The following is a 16,879-nucleotide window of genomic DNA, read 5'->3' as shown; positions in this document are numbered from 1 at the left end:
CCGATTAATCTTATGTATTTATCCGATCCATTCTTATTGTTATTTATTGGTGTAGTCATCGTTGTCGGTGGGATTATTGGCTTCAAGCTTCATCCATTCCTAGCCTTATTATTCGCAGCATTTATTGTTTCAATGCTTACCCCTCCTGACTTTCTTCAAAATTATGCTGTATCAAAAGGGATGTCTGCGGATGCGGCATTGTCTTTTTCGAAAAGAAATGTTGGAGAACGGATTGCTACAGAGTTTGGAAACACCTGTGCTAAAATCGGAATTTTGATTGCCATGGCTGCCATTATTGGCAAATGTTTACTGGAAAGCGGAGCCGCCGAGAGAATAATCAGGTCTATCCTGTATTTAACGGGCATGGATAAAGCTCCTGTCGCATTTTTGGTGAGTAGCTTTTTTATAGGTATTCCGGTATTTTTTGATACTGTTATTTTCTTAATGATGCCATTAGTTAAATCTATGGCATTAAGGATTAAAAACAGTTACCTTTTACTTGTGATGTGTGTTATGGCGGGAGCTGCTATGGCTAATTCTTTGGTTCCTCCGGCACCCGGCCCACTTTTTTTGATTGGTGAAATGAATATTCCAATTGGTTTGATGATGGTTGCGGGTACAATTGTAGGTCTTTTTACCATTACCGCTGGATATTTTTTCTCGGTATGGTCGAATAAGAGAGGCCCAATTGAAATGCGGGATTCAGCAGATGCCAAACTGGAAGATATCCGGGCTGCTTCAATCATTGACACTAAGCATCTTCCAGGTTTAGGAATTTCCTTATTACCGATCCTGATTCCTCTGGTCTTTATTTGTATAGATACAATTGTAAATGCATTTAAACCTGCTGATATCAGTAGCCTTTCACCAATGTCCCAGACTTTAATTAGTATCGTTGGATTCTTTGGAAATAAGAACACTGCCCTGGTAATTGGCGGAATTGCGGCTTTATTGATTCTGGCCAGTCGTAAAAAGGATTCGAAAGAGGGAATTTCATCTCAAATCCAGGCTGCTTTAAATAGTGGCGGGGGGATTATACTGATTACTGCTGCAGGTGGTGCATTTGGAGGCATGTTGCAGCAAACCGGTATTAGTTCTGAAATTGCAGATATGACCAAAGGTTATCAAATGGCATTAATCCCTCTGGCTTTCATGATTGCCGCTATTGTTCGTACTGCACAAGGATCAGCCACTGTTGCGCTGATTACTGCATCTGGAATTTTATCCGGGATGGCTTTGAATTCTGATTTGGCATTTCATCCTGTGTATTTAGGATTAGCAATCGGTTGTGGATCTAAGATAGTTCCATGGATGAATGATTCCGGATTCTGGATTATTTGTAAATTGAGTAACCTGACAGAAAAAGAAGCACTTAAGACCATTTCGCCTTTGTTAGTCGTTATGGGTTTTACAGGTCTTATCGTCATTATGATAGGGGCAAAATTATTTCCACTGGTTTAAGAATTTTAAATTGTAATTAATAGGTAATGGAAAAAATAGGATTTATCGGTTTGGGTATCATGGGAAAACCGATGGTATTGAATTTATTAAAAGCCGGTTTTGAGGTTAATGTTTTGAGTAAAAGCAGTTCTTCCGGGACTGTTCAGTCTGCCGGGGCAAAGGTATGTGAAAGTATTGCAGATCTTTCTGCAAATTCAGATGTCATTATCACGATGTTACCTGATTCACCAGAAGTAAAACAGGTTGTTTCAGAAATTCTTCCGGGAATCAAAAAGGGCTCTCTTTTTATAGACATGTCTACCATTTCGCCGGGTGTGAGCATCGAAATTTATAATAGTCTCAAGGAAAAGGGAGTTTCCGCGTTGGATGCCCCTGTTTCTGGTGGACAGGTAGGTGCCGAAGCTGGTACTTTATCGATTATGGCAGGAGGAACTGAGGAATCTTTTAACAGAGCCCTTTCGGTTTTGCAGGCAATGGGCAAAAATATTGTGCTTATTGGAGATGCCGGTGCTGGTCAGGTGACGAAGGCATGTAATCAAATGATTGTTGGGATTACGATACAGGCAGTGGCGGAGGCCTTTTCAATGGCCAAAAAAGCAGGGGTTAATCTCGAGAAAATGAGAGAAGTGCTTTTAGGAGGATTTGCACAAAGCCGCATTTTAGACTTACACGGCAAACGCATGATAGACGGGAATTTTGTTCCCGGATTTAAAGTAAAATTACATAAGAAAGATATGGGAATAGCCCTGCAAACCGGAGCTAATCATCAGGTTTCTTTAAAAGCCACTGAATTAGTAGCCGGATTAATGGAGCAGCTGCTTAATGAGGGTCATGGGGAGTTGGATCATAGTTCCCTTTTTCTGCTACAAGAAAAAAAGTAAATCATTTTGTTTAACCGAACTTAATAAAATTAAAATTATGCAACGTAGAAATTTTGTTAAAACAATTGCTGCCGGATCCATAGGTGCATCCGTTTTGTCTCCAATCGAGTCAATGGCAGAAGTAAAACCAAAACCGAGAAAGGTATTGATGAAAGTTGGATGCCAGTCTGGTGGAACTACCGAAGAGAACCTCCAATTGAAAGGGCGCTGCGGGGTTTATAATATTGATGGGGGAGCTCCTAAAGTTATTCCTGGAGTGGGATGGGATCTCGAAGATTCACTCCGGAAAAGAGAGGCTTGTGAAAAGTATGGAATAAGCCTGGATGCCTACCACTGGCCATTGACTTCTGCCGGTATTGACAAAGTGATTTTCCCTAACGTAATGCTTGGTAAAAGTCCGGAAAGAGACCGCGAAATCGAAATGCTCAATCAAATGATCATGGTTTCAGGGAAAACAGGAATTAAAGTAATTAATTATAATACTACCATCCTGCCAGTACTTAGAACCGGAAGAACAATTGATCCGAAACGGGGCAATGCAGAATACAGTACCTGGGATCTGCCTGAAGCATTGAGAAGGAATGACCCAAAAACCATTGCCGGGGATGTAAGCATCGATGATATGTTTGAACGGATCACCTATTTATTAGACAGAACTCTGCCGGTTGCTAAAGAATATAATGTAAAACTGGCTAACCATATTGCTGATCCACCTGCTCCTGTTGGCTACAGGGGAATCACCCGTTGGAACAGTCCGGATGTATTTGAAGGAATTAAGCGCTTCGCTCAACTTTATGACAGCAAATATCATGGCTTTAACTTCTGTATCGGTTCTATTGCTGAAGGTTTAAAGGATCCCAAAAATGATATCATTCCAATCATCAGATGGGCCGGAGAACGGAATCAGATATTTAACATTCACCTGAGAAACATCAAAGGTGGATGGGGAAATTTCCAGGAGGTTTATCCTGATAATGGGGACATGAATTTCCTTCAGGTTGTTAGGGAATTGCGTGAAGTAGGTTTTGATGGTATGGTTATGCCTGATCACGTACCTTATCACAAAGATCCTGTTGCCAGCTGGCAGTCCTTTGCATTCTGTTATGGATATATTAAGGGCTTAATTCAGGCTGTAACTGAGGAGGCCGAAGCGGCGAGCTAATATTATCTAACACAACAATATGCTCAGACAAAGAGGTCCAAGAATAAAGGATATCGTTATCACACCCATAGCGATTGTTGACCCGCCATTATTAAATGCGGCAGGTCTGCATGCCCCCTATGCCCTGAGAATTATATTGGAAATTATTACCGATGATCAGATTTCAGGTATCAGCGAGATACCCGGAACCTCTGACATTGAGCAGGCACTTTATGAAGCAAAAGAGCTTCTGATCGGACAAGACGTATTCCAGCTGAATCAGATCAGGGCGGTATTGTCTGAACGATTTGGTTCCGAATCTCCTCTGGCAAGAGGGGAAGCACCATGGGATCAAAGGAAATTGGTACATATTTTCAGTTCAGTTGAAGTTGCCTGTATGGATATTATGGGCAAAGTGCTGGGACGGCCGATAGTTGATTTGCTTGGAGGTAAAATGCGGGAAAGTGTACCCTTTTCCGCATACCTCTTTTATAAATACGAAGGTGCAGGAGGAGAATATGGGTTCAATCTAGACCCAACTGCAATTGGATGGGAGGCAGCCAAACAAAAACAGGCTATAAATCCTGAAGAAATCGTATTTCAGGCCAAAGCGATGTGCAAGGAGTTTGGTTTTAAATCCATCAAACTAAAAGGAGGTGTATTTGAACCCAGAATTGAAGTGGATACAATACTGGCACTTTATAAAGAATTTGGTCCATCTGTTCCCTTGCGTTTTGATCCCAATGCCATTTGGGCTCTGAATACAGCGATTCAATATGGAAAAGAACTTGAAGGGGTATTGGAATACCTGGAGGATCCTGTTCGTGGACAAGAAAATATGGCTGCTGTCCGTAAGGTTTTAAAAACCCCGCTCGCAACCAATATGTGTACAACCTCATTCGAGGAGATACCTGCCAGTATAAAAATTGGTTCGGAGGATATAATTTTGAGTGATCATCACTTTTGGGGCGGTTTGAAGGCATCGATGACCCTTTCGGGAATTTGCGAAACCTTTGGCCGGGATTTATCCATGCATTCTAATAGCCATTTAGGTATTTCATTAGCTGCCATGGTACATTTGGGCGCTGCACTTCCCAAGATGCCCTATGCTCTGGATACACACTATCCATGGCAATCGGATGAAGTTATACTGGGTGGCCGGATTAAATTCACCGATGGTTCGGTTCAGGTTCCGGATGAGCCGGGCTTAGGCGTTGAACTGGATAAAATTGCACTGGCAAGATTGCATCAAAACTATATTAATTGTGGCCTCAAAAAGAGAAATGATGAGATTGAAATGCAGAAGAAAGTCCCGGGTTGGAAATTTCAAGCCACCAGATGGTGAATTAATATAGTCAGCGTTTAATCACAATGTCAGGTAAAAATAAAATTTATAATTAATAATAAAATTAGTCAGCCTTTGCGGCGGAAGGGCAATCCTTTTCCCTGCTGCCCGTCCGAATGGGTTCATCCTAGCGGACTGCCAATGTAATTATTTAGTATCTTAAATATCTAATATACAGTATGTTATATCTATTCAGGGTTATAATTATTCCGTGTGATTTCAAATTTATACCGCTCATAGCCGCGGAGGCCTATTTACTTTTTCCTTGATGAAAAAGTAACCAATGCCGAACCGCCCTTGCGGTGAGACCACGAAGACCTATAAAAAACAATAATAAAAACTGAGTAAAATCAAGACAAAACGAAGCTCCCACTACTAGAGGCCATACACCCGGCCCGCCGTTTTGTCCTCCCCCCGCTCGGAAAATCTTGGTTCATTTTAAATGAATTTCTCATTATCGAGATTTAAAGGTTACTAAGATTAACGTTAAAAGTTTAGGAATGTTCATCCATCAACGGCTGCGTACAGGGCTGTGAAAGTCAGTGCGATGGCAATTTTGAATTGCCCGCCCTGTCCAATGCCGCAAAAAAAGTATATGAATGTCATTGCAAGGCGATACGCCTAGGATCCTGATAATTAATCTCAATATTTTTTTTAAACGCCACGCTAGCAGCCCCCATTAATAAGCTTTCTTCCGCATTGGCTGGTGCGGCAACTACTAGCCGGGCCTAGGCAGAAACCTTCAAAGCATCAGACGCAGCGGCGGCATTTTAATCCTTTCCTGCTGCAGGAAAAGGACTAGGCCCCGCGGCCATGAGCGGAAAATATTTCCCATAAATTGAATTGTTCATTAAAACCCAAAAAGGAATAAACTAATTCGTGACTTGCTATTTTGGATTTAGTATGAAATCAACTCTTAAATAATGACAGTGGTCGGAATGCAGGAATCTCCCGAAGGAAAGCTTGAGCACAACAGAAAAACAAAAAAAAGCGATAAAAGAGAATAATTATGAGTTAGTAATAAGATCATTATTCCTATTATCTCAATTTTTACCTGACACTACTAACTTGAATTAAATTAATTCATTCCTGAATATTTTTTCAAATTCCCCTCATCCAATAAATTTTTAAACTTAAATTGAAATGAATTTCCAGGTAATGGAGTTTATTAATATTTGAGTTCGGAAAAGTATGCGTAGTGATACCTTGATCTTTCAAAAAATAAGCACAAAATCTGGTTTGTGGCTTATTTTATTCCTGTTTATTAGTTCAGCCTGCCAGACAACAAATCAGAAACCCACTAACTGGAGCACATATAAATCAGACTCAAAAAGCAGCAGTTACTCAGCCTTAAAGCAAGTCAATAAAGCGAATGTTAATCAATTGGAACTTGCATGGACCTTTCGTTTTAAGGATGCATTGCCGGGTGCGCGAACATCCAGAATCCAGGCAAATCCTGTAATAGTTGAAGGGATCATGTATATTCCATCCAGCAGGAACAGAATTTATGCAATCAATGCGATAACAGGTGAACAAATATGGTCATTTGACCCTTTTTTTGGAGCTCAGGGTGGAGGTGTTAGCCGCGGTGTAACTTATTGGGAGGATGGAAAGGATAAAAGAATCCTGTTTACAGCTGGGAGTAATCTTTTTGCATTGGATGCGCTGAGCGGGAAATTAATTTCCGATTTTGGAAAGGACGGCAGAGTGAATCTGAACACAGGTATGCGTGGTGATCCTGATAAAATATCCGTTGTTCCTTCCTCACCAGGGATTGTTTATAAAGATCTGTATATCCTTGGCACTGCAGTTTCAGAGTTATATGGAGCAGAACCGGGCTATCAAAGGGCTTATAATATCAGAACAGGAAAACTGGTATGGACTTTCCATACAATCCCTCATCCGGGTGAGTTTGGTTATGAAACCTGGCCAAAAGAAGCCTGGAAATATGCCGGTGGCGTAAATAACTGGGCTGGAATGAGTCTCGATGAGAAAAGGGGAATGGTATTTCTTGCATTGGGATCACCTTCGTACGATTTCTACGGTGGAGACCGAAAGGGCCAGAATTTATTTGGTAACAGTGTGGTGGCCCTTGATGCTCAAACCGGTAAATATATCTGGCATTATCAAACCATCCATCATGACCTGTGGGACTATGACCTGCCGGCACCTCCCAATCTGGTTAGTGTTGTGCATGATGGAAAAAGAATTGATGCAGTAGCCCAAACATCCAAAATAGGTTTCCTTTATCTGCTTAACCGGGATACGGGTGAACCATTATTTCCAATTGAGGAGCGCCCTGTACCTGCTTCGGATGTGCCTGGTGAAGAGGCATGGCCTACTCAGCCATTTCCATTAAAACCAAAGCCTTATGCCCGCCAGCATATTTCATTGGATGATCTTAGCAATTTTTCAAAGGAGTCAAATGATGAACTATTGAAAAGATTTAAGTCCATAAGATATGAAGGACTTTTCACTCCACCTTCTATAAAGGGCAATGTCAATCTTCCCGGAACAAGTGGTGGCTCAAGTTGGGGAGGGGGTGCTTTTGACCCTGCAAGTGGGATAATTTATGTCAGGGCTACAAACACCCCCGGAGTGAGTCTCATGAAAAAAATGGAACCTGAAAATGACTCAGGCACACCATTTAGTCAGGGGAAAGCACTTTATGCTACTTATTGCCAGGCTTGTCATGGTGCAGATAAGAAGGGGGATACTGATTATCCATCATTAATTGGCCTTCAGGGCAGAATGAATGAGGAAGAAGTGCTGGGTAAAATCAGAGTTGGATCCGGTAAGATGCCCTCATTTGCCAGTATCATTGCCGGTAAAGAAGAAGCGATTATTTCCTTTTTGTTTGATATAGATACAAGGCCTGCCAGGGAGATCAATTTTTTGAAAGAAATAGCAAAAAGTGAATCAGCAAATAAGGATGCGGATAAATTCAAACTGGAAGCTCCCGTCAGGTACCTGGATATTTTATCCAATGGTAAGTTCCGTGATTCGGAAGGGCGTTTTGGAATTAAACCCCCATGGGCAACCTTAAATGCAATTAACCTCAACACAGGTGACTATGTATGGTCAATTCCTTTAGGCAATTATCCTCATTTACAGCAAAAAGGTGAACCGGAAACGGGTTCCGAAGGGAATACCGGTCCAATTGTAACTGCAGGTGGATTGCTGTTTATCGGAGCCAATATGGGCGGTTCTGATTTCAGGTTCAGGGCATATGATAAAGATTCCGGAAAATTAATATGGGATACCCCAATCCCGGGCAGTACAACTTCGAATGCATCAACCTATAAGAGTGGTAGGAAGCAATACATTGCTGTATCGGTTGCAGGTGATGCTGAGAATCCCGGAGGATATGTCATGGTTTTTGCATTACCTGATAGCCAATAATTTGAATATAATTTGTTAACATTTGAATTCAAGGATTTAATTTGACTGAAATTTCTCTTAATTTAAAAGAAATTTATACCTAATGCTATGAAAAAGATTCTCCGTGAACAGGCTAAAAAGTTTGCTTTCAATTACCAGGATACCCCATTAATTCATATTAAACCGGGCGAAGAATTTGAAATCGAAACCTGGGATGCAGGAATTGGGTTTTTTAAAAGTTCAGCAGACAAGGCTATTCCTGCCAATCGACCGGGGTTCGACCGTACACCACCTTTAGTAAACCCAATTGCAGGTCCGATTTTTATTGAAGGGCTCGACCGTGGTGATACACTTGTTGTTAATATTCTTCAGATTGAGGTTGAAAAGACTTCCTGGATTGCTGTGGGGCCAAATCGTGGGCCATTGGGCGAATCTTCCCGCTGGAATGAAATTTCTGGTGAATATAGCACGATGGTTTTTGAACATAGTCCGGGTCCAAGCGGGACTACAGTTGATGGAACACTCCATTTTAATGATAAGATCTCCTGGCCAATTACCCCGTTTATCGGTACTTTGGGTGTAGCCCCCGACAGGGATGTGGCAAACAGCCTGGATGGGCAAGGTGACTGGGGTGGAAACCTGGATATTCGTGATTTCAAACCCGGGAATAAAATTTTCCTTCCGGTATACCATCCCGGTGGGCTTTTTTATCTGGGCGATGTACACGCTAGTCAGGGAGATACCGAATTCACCGGAACTGCAGCAGAAACCCAGGCAACTGTCAGGCTTTCATTTGAGGTGATTAAGGGAAAGCGTTCTCCCGGAATCCGAATAGAAACTCCGGATTCCATTATTGCGATTCATGCTTTCAGACCGCTTGAGGATGCAGTCCATCAGGCAACGGTTTATATGATGGATTGGTTGGTTAGTACTTATGGTTTTACCCAGGTTGAGGCATATTGTTTTGTGAGTACATGCCCTGATTTCAGAATTAATGTTTATCAGATGTGTAAAATTGGCAAGCTTAATTATGTTGCCGGTGCTGAGGTTCCCAAGAAGTATCTAAAAGAGATTTAACAGAAACAAAGAAGGCGCAATAAATTGCGCCCTCAACCCTAAACTAATTATTCTTAAAAGTGGAACTGTACACCGATTTGTGGAGCGAAGAAATTTGTTCCGAATGAGAAATCTTCTCTTCCTGCACCAATTACATCATTATCATTGGCATCTTTTACTTTGTAGCTATTGTACGAAATGCCTTTTAAAGCAAACTCAATTCCAAGCTTTTTAGTTGGAAAGTAAGCGAATCCCGGAGATAAAGCAACACCTATAGATGTTGATGTTCCTGCCTTAGCACCCGCATCACCATTTGCATCAACAGCTTTTACATTACCGAAAGCCATTGGAACAGATGCCTGTCCGAAAAATTTAAACTGATCACTTAATCCGGCATAATAGCGTCCAAACGGACTTACAATTACTGCATTGTTGATTCCTGTAGGACTTGCAACAGCAGTCTTTGAAAAGCTATACCCAATGCCGGTACCTATTGCGAAATCATCAGAAACAAAGTAACCCAGATTTGGCACAATGTTAAGGTTCTCTGTTGATTTTGCATTTACCGCATCAGTTTTTGAAGTTTCATATGAAGCAGTCCCACCTAAAATGTACTTACCTTTTTCTGTTTGTGCATAGCTTGCTAATGAAAGACTGCTTAATGCAACAATTGATAGAATTAATTTTTTCATTTTCTTTAGAATTTTAGTTTTTATAATTACTTGTCTTTCGACTATAATACAAAATTAGTCTAAAAGTTTCATTTGCCAAGTTCTTGCTAATTTATAATTCAGCTTCTCATTTGCAAGTCACTGATTATCAATCGAGAGGATTTTATTGATATTTATATCTTGACAATCAGATGATTTTTAGAGTGTAAGGCAGACAGCCGGCTATAGTATTCAGTTAATAAATTAGACTAAAAGTTAAAAATAGTTTATGAAATGTCCTTTTTAATTGATATTAAGATCGAGAGCAAGGATTATGGTGAACAAAGTTCAGTTGATTGAAGTCCATGATTACACCGGTGGTTTTGTAAAGACTTCTTATTTAAGGAGTTTCATAAAAATTTTTATAGCCCCATATTTTTAATTGATTAGCTTTTAGACTATATTTAAACAATGGTCGATATGTTTTTGTGATAAATGTTGAAAGACGAATTAATCATACGAGATATACTGGAGGGCGCAAAACGTCTGTTTTCACATCATGGATTAAAAAAAACCACGATGGAGGATATTGCCGAGGCAGCCGGTAAGGGTAAAAGCACGCTCTATTATTATTTCCCTGGCAAAAATGAGATTTTTGAGGCGGTTGTCGATGATGAAATGAAGAGTCATATACAGAAAGTTAGAAAAGCCATAAATAGTGCTACAACAGCTAAGGAGAAGTTGAAAGCATTTCTCGGGACCAATCTTTCTTCAATTATTGGTTATCAGAATCTTAGCAAGATTGTCAAAGAGGAAATCTTTGATGGTATGAAGAAACTTCATGAGCTCAAGCAAAGGTATGATCAGACTCAGGTTGATATGATGAAGGAAATTATTATTGGTGGCGTGCAATCCGGTGAATTCAGGGAATTGTCGCCAGAAATGATAGAAAAGTGTTCTTTTGCTTCTATTGCAGCTTTCAGAGGATTGAGCTTACCTCTCAGCGTTACTCTATGCGACTTCAAGTCGGAAGAATATTTTGATGTACTTGTTGATATACTTGTAGATGGTATCGGGAACCGAAATGGAGGATCCCGATAAATAATCCAATTTAATTTCCCGGCTCAATATTTGAGATTCCTTATTAATAAATATCAGTTTTTTGCGATAAACACATCTTATATGTTGTTCATAAGCCTGAAAATCCGCATTTCACTATGATTAACTTGAAAAATATCCAGACAGAGGTAGATACATGCTTTCTGTATAAGATCCTCGCAGAAAACGAAAAGGATCCTAATGTGGCCAGCGTTTTCAATGAAATGAGTGAAATTGAGTACAGTCATGCACTGGCCTTTCTGAAGAAACACAAGCTGGATAGTTCTCATTTACCCCCGCCTTCAGGCCGGGCAAAGGTTTTGAGTTTTATAGGTAAAGTATTCGGGTATGATTATATACTTGGGGTATTGCTGGATACCGAAAAGAGCATTTCATCTTCAATTGTCAAGGTTAAAGGGAAAAGTAATGCAGCCCCTTCAATATCCGATACCTCGCATGTAACAATTCTTAAAAATATCTTAAATAATTATCAGGATATTTCCGGTTCAAATCTCGCCAGGTTCGAAAAGAGGCATAGGTCTGTAGGTGGCAATGCGCTCAGGGCAGCAGTTCTTGGAGGGAATGACGGACTGGTTTCAAATTTCAGTCTGGTGATGGGTATCGCTGGTGCAACAAGCGGTCAAAGTGAGGTCTTGTTAACAGGTATTGCCGGACTGATGGCGGGTGCACTTTCAATGGCCCTGGGGGAATGGATTTCGGTAAAAAGTTCTCAGGAACTCTATGAAAATCAAATGCAGCTGGAGATGGAAGAACTGGAAGCAAATCCTGAGGGTGAAGAAAAAGAACTGGCTTTGATTTATATTTCAAAAGGAATTCCGGAACCGCAGGCAAGGTCTATGGCCAAGGCCATCATCTCTGATAAGGACCGGGCTCATGAAATGCTGGTACAGGAAGAGTTAGGCATTAATGCAGAAGATTTGCAGGGTTCAGCCATGGAGGCCGCAATTACTTCCTTCATTTTATTTGCTATTGGTGCGATCATTCCAGTCATTCCTTTTTTCTTTCTTAGCGGACTCAATGCTGTATTGCTTAGTGCCGGTTTAAGTGCACTGGGTCTGTTCCTAATTGGTTCGGCTATTACTTTATTTACAGGAAAAAGTATCTGGTTTTCAGGATTCAGACAAGTATTTTTTGGCCTTGCTGCAGCTGCAATAACCTATGGAATTGGTACAATCATTGGTGTATCTCTTGGCTAAGCTGGATTTTGCTTCTGATTATGATCAATTCAGCCTGCGTATTTAATTTTACTGTTATTGCTAAATGTAACTTTTGTAACCATAAATCGGGTTTGCTATTGAGACCTTTGTGTTCAAATAAAAAGACATTATGGAAATTTTAGGTTATATATTGGCAGTACTCGTTGGGGTTTCACTAGGCTTGATTGGAAGCGGTGGTTCTATACTTACAGTACCGATTCTGGTTTATGTAATGGGCGTTAATCCTATATTGGCTACAGCCTATTCTTTGTTTATAGTCGGTTCAACCGCTTTTATCGGAGGTATTCAAAGTGCAATTCAGAAAAGAGCAGATTTTAAAACTGTTCTGATCTTTGGAATTCCATCCATTATAGCAGTTTATCTGACCAGGATGTGGCTCCTTCCTTTAATTCCATCTGAGCTCTTCACAATCGGATCATTGGTTATTACCAAATCCATCGGTATTATGGTTCTGTTCGCCATTGTCATGATTCTGGCTTCTGTAAGTATGATCAGGCCTTGTATTGATTGTGATAAAGAAGACGATGCACCCTTGAAATATAATTATCCTATGATATTGCTTGAGGGAACTTTGGTAGGTTTACTTACCGGTTTGGTAGGTGCTGGTGGTGGATTTTTGATCATTCCGGCATTGGTACTTCTGGCTCATATGCCAATGAAACTTGCAGTGGGAACTTCACTGTTTATCATTGCTGCAAAATCATTGATTGGTTTTATTGGAGATCTTCAGGGCGGCCAGATGATTGACTGGAAGCTGCTTGGAACATTTACAGGGTTGGCGGTAATAGGGATATTCATTGGTATATATCTGGCTAAGAAAATCAGCGGAGAAAAACTAAAAAAATCTTTTGGTTGGTTCGTGCTGGTTATGGGTATTTACATTTTTGTGAAAGAATTATTCTTCCCATCAGCAGGAGGAGGTCATTAGGATATTTAAAAATTCAGCTTAGATGAACAAAGACCTTAATCTTGACGAAAATTTCTGGAATGAACGTTATTGTTTAAATGACACTGGTTGGGATTTGGGTCAGGTTTCTCCCCCTTTAAAAGCCTACATAGATCAGTTAACTAATAAAAATTTAAAGATTCTCATTCCGGGATGCGGCAACTCGTATGAGGCAGAATACCTATTGGAGAAGGGTTTTAAGAACATCACTATCCTTGATATTGCACCTGATCTGGTAAAAAGATTAAAATCTAAATTTCAATTAAATCAGAATATCAAAATAGTTTTGGGAGATTTCTTTACTCACAAAGCTGAGTATGATCTGATATTAGAGCACACCTTTTTTTGTGCCCTCGACCCAAAACTTCGTAAAAATTATGTTGAGACCATGAAAGGCCTTCTTACTGAAGGGGGAAAACTTGCCGGAGTTTTTTTAATAAGGAGTTTGAAATGCAGGGCCCTCCATTTGGAGGAAGAGATACTGAGTATCTGACATTATTTCGGGATGCCTTTAATTTCAAAACTTTTGAGTCATGCTATAATTCTTTCTCCAAACGTGCTTGTTCAGAGTTGTTTGTAATTCTGGAGAATAAATTAATCTAATCAAATTTGGTTGATTGTAACCAATGTTACCAACTGTTTTTAGATTAGTCCCGACCTTTGTATAAGAAATTCAAAGAAGATAGAAACTAACTAATTAATTAAATTAAAAAATAGAACATATGTTTTTTCAACACATTTATGACAAGAGCCTTGCGCAGGCAAGTTATTTCATCGGCTGTCAGAAAGCCGGAATAGCTGCAGTTATTGATCCAAAGCGTGATGTGGATACTTACCTGGAAATTGCCCAGGCAAATAACATGAAGATCACTCATGTCTTCGAAACGCATATCCATGCTGATTTTCTTTCAGGTTCACGTGAGCTGGCCAAATTGACCGGGGCTGATATGTACCTTTCGGATGAAGGTGGTGAAGGTTGGGAGTATGAGTTTGATCATATCGGTTTAAAAGATGGGCAGATTGTAAAGATGGGTAATCTGATATTCGAGGTGATGCATACTCCTGGGCATACTCCTGAAAGTATCAGTTTTCTTTTAACGGATACTCCTGCTTCAAAGGAACCTGTGATGTTATTTACCGGAGATTTTGTATTTGTAGGCGATATCGGCCGTCCTGATTTGCTTGAAAAAGCTGCAGGTATGGTAGGTACAATGAATGCCGGAGCCATAGAAATGTACAAGTCGATCAGTAAGTTCTCAGCATTGCCTGATTATATTCAGGTATGGCCGGGTCATGGTGCAGGATCAGCTTGTGGAAAAGCTTTGGGAGCTGTTCCAAGTACAACTGTTGGGTATGAAAAGGTAAGAAACTGGGCATTTCAATATGATAATGATGAGCAGGGATTCGTTCAGTACCTATTAGAAGATCAGCCTGAGCCTCCAAAGTATTTTGCAATGATGAAGAAACTTAATAAAGTTGATCGTCCATTATTGACAGAAGTACCTGCTTTGAAAAAACTATCATCCTCAGAATTGAAAGAAGCGATGAATCAAGGTATGAAAGTTCTGGATGCCAGGGATAAAGTTGATTTTGCTGCAGGATTTATTCCGGGAAGTATGAATATTCAGGGCAACAACTCTTTTGCTACCTGGGCAGGTTGGTTCCTGAAGTATGATGAGCAATTTATTATTCTGGCTGATGAATCAAATCTGGATGATCTGACCAGAAAACTGATGCGTATTGGCCTGGACAATATCTACGGATATGTTCCATCAACTTCAGTATGGACAGAGTCTGGCGGGAAACTTGAAAAAGCAAATGTGATCTCGATTGAAGAAGCTAAAAAGCTGATGAAGGAGGATGTACAGATTGTAGATCTAAGGGGTGCTACCGAATTTAATTCGGGTCATATTGCAAATGCTGACAATGTATTTGTGGGAACATTACCACAGAATCTGGATAAGATAAGTAAAGATAAAAAGGTAGTGATTCACTGTCAGAGTGGAGACAGAGCCGCAATTGGCTACTCAATTCTCGTCAAAAATGGCTTTACTAATATCGCCAATTATTCAGGTGGTATTAATGAGTGGGTGAATAGAGGGGAACCATTAGTTTCATAATCGGGGGTTCTTTAAGGTGAGTGTTAGAATTCGCCGGATTCATTTCCGGCGAATTTTTTATTTGCAACAAATGTTACCGTTATGACTGCTAATATTCACGATTTTTGTAGTATCAAAATTAACAAAATGAATGTAGAGCAAATTTACACCGGATGTTTGGCACAAGGTGCGTATTACATCACCAGCAATGGCGAAGCTGCCATTATAGATCCACTGCGTGAGGTGGAACCTTATCTTAGCAGACTTAGCAAGGATGGGGTTAAACTAAAATACATTTTTGAAACTCATTTTCATGCCGATTTTGTCAGTGGCCACGTTGATCTGAGCCGCAAAACCGGAGCTCCGATTGTTTATGGTCCTAACGCAACCTGCGAATTTGAATGTATTTCTGCAAGCGACGGACAGGAATTTAAAATAGGTGATATTACGATCAAAGTTTTGCATACTCCGGGGCATACGATGGAAAGCACAACTTTTCTGTTGAAAGATGAGACTGGAAAAGATCATTGTATTTTCAGCGGTGATACACTGTTTCTGGGTGATGTAGGTCGTCCGGATCTTGCACAGAAGGCAGCACATATGACACAGGATGAACTTGCAGGTTTACTTTACGATAGTCTGAATAACAAAATAATGCCTTTGGCAGATGATGTGATAGTCTACCCTGCCCATGGTGCCGGTAGTGCCTGCGGCAAAAATATGATGAAAGAAACCGTAGATACTTTGGGTAACCAAAAGAAGGTCAATTACGCATTGAATCAGCCGGATAAAGAATCTTTTGTGAAAGCTGTTACGGAGGGTCTGCTTCCACCTCCGGCTTATTTTGGTCTGAACGTTGCCATGAATAAGAAAGGATACGAAAGCTTTGATACCGTTTTGAATAATGGCATGAGAGCACTGAGCTCTGATGAGTTTGAGGCAGCAGCCGAAAATACGGATGCTTTAATCCTTGATACCAGGGATAATACAATTTTTTACAAAGGATTTATCCCGCAATCAGTAAATATTGGCCTTGGTGGCGATTTTGCACCATGGGTTGGAGCACTGATTGTCGATGTAAAACAAGCAATTTTATTGGTTACTGATGAAGGAAATGAGGAAGAAGCAGTGACCCGTTTGAGCCGTGTAGGTTTTGATAATATTCTTGGACATTTAAAAGGCGGATTCAAAGCCTGGTTAGATTCAGGTAAGGAAGCTGATGTAGTTGATCGTATTACTGCTGAACAGTTTGAAAATGAATTCCGACCTGGTAAGGATATGGTACTTGATATACGCAGAGAAAGCGAATATGCTGCAGAACATATTGAAAATGCCTACAACAGGCCTTTAGCTTATATAAATGATTGGATTAAGGACGTAAATCCTAAGCAGCATTTCTTTTTACATTGTGCAGGTGGTTACCGCAGTATGATGGCGGCATCAATACTTCAGGCAAGAGGTTACAGAAACTTCACAGAAATAGCCGGTGGATTTGGAGCAATCACCAATACCAATATTCCAAGAACAGATTTCGTTTGCCAGACTAAGGTGATGCCTGCCTGATCTGTTGTATAAATTCTAAA

13 protein-coding genes are annotated in these 16,879 nt (G+C 40.4%); 12 read left to right on the top strand and 1 reads right to left on the bottom strand.

The annotated features are described in order from the left end of the window. Positions 1–12: 12 nt before the first annotated feature. From Q8S11_RS01065 to Q8S11_RS01040, 6 genes are all read left to right on the top strand, one after another. Entirely contained in the window at positions 13–1,461 is a 1,449-nt protein-coding gene (locus Q8S11_RS01065) for a GntP family permease (RefSeq protein ID WP_305660224.1), read from the top strand. Positions 1,462–1,487: 26 nt separating this feature from the next. Beyond that, entirely contained in the window at positions 1,488–2,342 is an 855-nt protein-coding gene (locus tag Q8S11_RS01060; RefSeq protein ID WP_305660223.1) for an NAD(P)-dependent oxidoreductase, read from the top strand. Between the two features lie 37 nt (positions 2,343–2,379). Further along, complete coding sequence (locus Q8S11_RS01055; RefSeq protein ID WP_305660222.1) at positions 2,380–3,504, top strand: mannonate dehydratase; 1,125 nt, start codon at positions 2,380–2,382, stop codon at positions 3,502–3,504. Between the two features lie 19 nt (positions 3,505–3,523). After that, positions 3,524–4,828 carry an enolase C-terminal domain-like protein gene (locus tag Q8S11_RS01050; RefSeq protein WP_305660221.1) on the top strand — a complete coding sequence of 435 codons (1,305 nt, stop codon included), beginning with the start codon at positions 3,524–3,526 and terminating at the stop codon, positions 4,826–4,828. Positions 4,829–6,019: 1,191 nt separating this feature from the next. Then, on the top strand, positions 6,020–8,230 hold the full coding sequence (locus tag Q8S11_RS01045) for a PQQ-binding-like beta-propeller repeat protein (RefSeq protein WP_305660220.1): 2,211 nt from the start codon (positions 6,020–6,022) through the stop codon (positions 8,228–8,230). An 87-nt stretch (positions 8,231–8,317) separates the two neighbouring features. Next, positions 8,318–9,286, top strand: coding sequence for an acetamidase/formamidase family protein (locus Q8S11_RS01040; protein WP_305660219.1), 969 nt, complete (start codon positions 8,318–8,320; stop codon positions 9,284–9,286). A gap of 53 nt (positions 9,287–9,339) precedes the next feature. On the opposite strand, the gene Q8S11_RS01035 is transcribed toward Q8S11_RS01040, so the two are convergent. Next, positions 9,340–9,957, bottom strand: a complete 618-nt coding sequence (locus tag Q8S11_RS01035) for an outer membrane beta-barrel protein (RefSeq protein ID WP_305660218.1) — start codon at positions 9,955–9,957, stop codon at positions 9,340–9,342. Positions 9,958–10,410: 453 nt separating this feature from the next. On the opposite strand from Q8S11_RS01035, the gene Q8S11_RS01030 reads away from it, so the two are divergent. From Q8S11_RS01030 to Q8S11_RS01005, 6 genes are all read left to right on the top strand, one after another. Beyond that, positions 10,411–11,016, top strand: a complete 606-nt coding sequence (locus Q8S11_RS01030) for a TetR/AcrR family transcriptional regulator (protein WP_305660217.1) — start codon at positions 10,411–10,413, stop codon at positions 11,014–11,016. A 116-nt stretch (positions 11,017–11,132) separates the two neighbouring features. Then, positions 11,133–12,230: a VIT1/CCC1 transporter family protein gene (locus Q8S11_RS01025; protein WP_305660216.1), complete on the top strand. Its 1,098-nt coding sequence runs from the start codon at positions 11,133–11,135 to the stop codon at positions 12,228–12,230. A 130-nt stretch (positions 12,231–12,360) separates the two neighbouring features. Continuing rightward, entirely contained in the window at positions 12,361–13,179 is an 819-nt protein-coding gene (locus Q8S11_RS01020; RefSeq protein ID WP_305660215.1) for a sulfite exporter TauE/SafE family protein, read from the top strand. A 22-nt stretch (positions 13,180–13,201) separates the two neighbouring features. Beyond that, the gene (locus tag Q8S11_RS01015; RefSeq protein WP_305660214.1) at positions 13,202–13,690 is read left to right on the top strand and encodes a methyltransferase domain-containing protein; all 489 of its coding nucleotides are present in this window, start codon (positions 13,202–13,204) and stop codon (positions 13,688–13,690) included. Positions 13,691–13,919: 229 nt separating this feature from the next. Further along, positions 13,920–15,317: an MBL fold metallo-hydrolase gene (locus Q8S11_RS01010; RefSeq protein WP_305660213.1), complete on the top strand. Its 1,398-nt coding sequence runs from the start codon at positions 13,920–13,922 to the stop codon at positions 15,315–15,317. 126 nt (positions 15,318–15,443) lie between these two features. After that, positions 15,444–16,859, top strand: coding sequence for a rhodanese-like domain-containing protein (locus Q8S11_RS01005; RefSeq protein WP_305660212.1), 1,416 nt, complete (start codon positions 15,444–15,446; stop codon positions 16,857–16,859). Positions 16,860–16,879 lie beyond the last annotated feature (20 nt).

The sequence above is a fragment of the Daejeonella sp. genome (assembly GCF_030695525.1).
In the GTDB taxonomy this organism is placed as follows: Bacteria; Bacteroidota; Bacteroidia; order Sphingobacteriales; family Sphingobacteriaceae; genus Daejeonella.
Note: the sequence above shows the minus strand (reverse complement) of the source record. Positions and strands in the feature narration are given on the sequence as shown.

Bases quoted from the DNA above. Each gene is read 5' to 3' on its own strand.
- Q8S11_RS01065 (WP_305660224.1), top strand. From the start codon at position 13: ATGTATTTATCCGATCCATTCTTATTGTTATTTATTGGTGTAGTCATC.
- Q8S11_RS01060 (WP_305660223.1), top strand. From the start codon at position 1,488: ATGGAAAAAATAGGATTTATCGGTTTGGGTATCATGGGAAAACCGATG.
- Q8S11_RS01055 (WP_305660222.1), top strand. From the start codon at position 2,380: ATGCAACGTAGAAATTTTGTTAAAACAATTGCTGCCGGATCCATAGGT.
- Q8S11_RS01050 (WP_305660221.1), top strand. From the start codon at position 3,524: ATGCTCAGACAAAGAGGTCCAAGAATAAAGGATATCGTTATCACACCC.
- Q8S11_RS01045 (WP_305660220.1), top strand. From the start codon at position 6,020: ATGCGTAGTGATACCTTGATCTTTCAAAAAATAAGCACAAAATCTGGT.
- Q8S11_RS01040 (WP_305660219.1), top strand. From the start codon at position 8,318: ATGAAAAAGATTCTCCGTGAACAGGCTAAAAAGTTTGCTTTCAATTAC.
- Q8S11_RS01035 (WP_305660218.1), bottom strand. From the start codon at position 9,957: ATGAAAAAATTAATTCTATCAATTGTTGCATTAAGCAGTCTTTCATTA.
- Q8S11_RS01030 (WP_305660217.1), top strand. From the start codon at position 10,411: ATGTTGAAAGACGAATTAATCATACGAGATATACTGGAGGGCGCAAAA.
- Q8S11_RS01025 (WP_305660216.1), top strand. From the start codon at position 11,133: ATGATTAACTTGAAAAATATCCAGACAGAGGTAGATACATGCTTTCTG.
- Q8S11_RS01020 (WP_305660215.1), top strand. From the start codon at position 12,361: ATGGAAATTTTAGGTTATATATTGGCAGTACTCGTTGGGGTTTCACTA.
- Q8S11_RS01015 (WP_305660214.1), top strand. From the start codon at position 13,202: ATGAACAAAGACCTTAATCTTGACGAAAATTTCTGGAATGAACGTTAT.
- Q8S11_RS01010 (WP_305660213.1), top strand. From the start codon at position 13,920: ATGTTTTTTCAACACATTTATGACAAGAGCCTTGCGCAGGCAAGTTAT.
- Q8S11_RS01005 (WP_305660212.1), top strand. From the start codon at position 15,444: ATGAATGTAGAGCAAATTTACACCGGATGTTTGGCACAAGGTGCGTAT.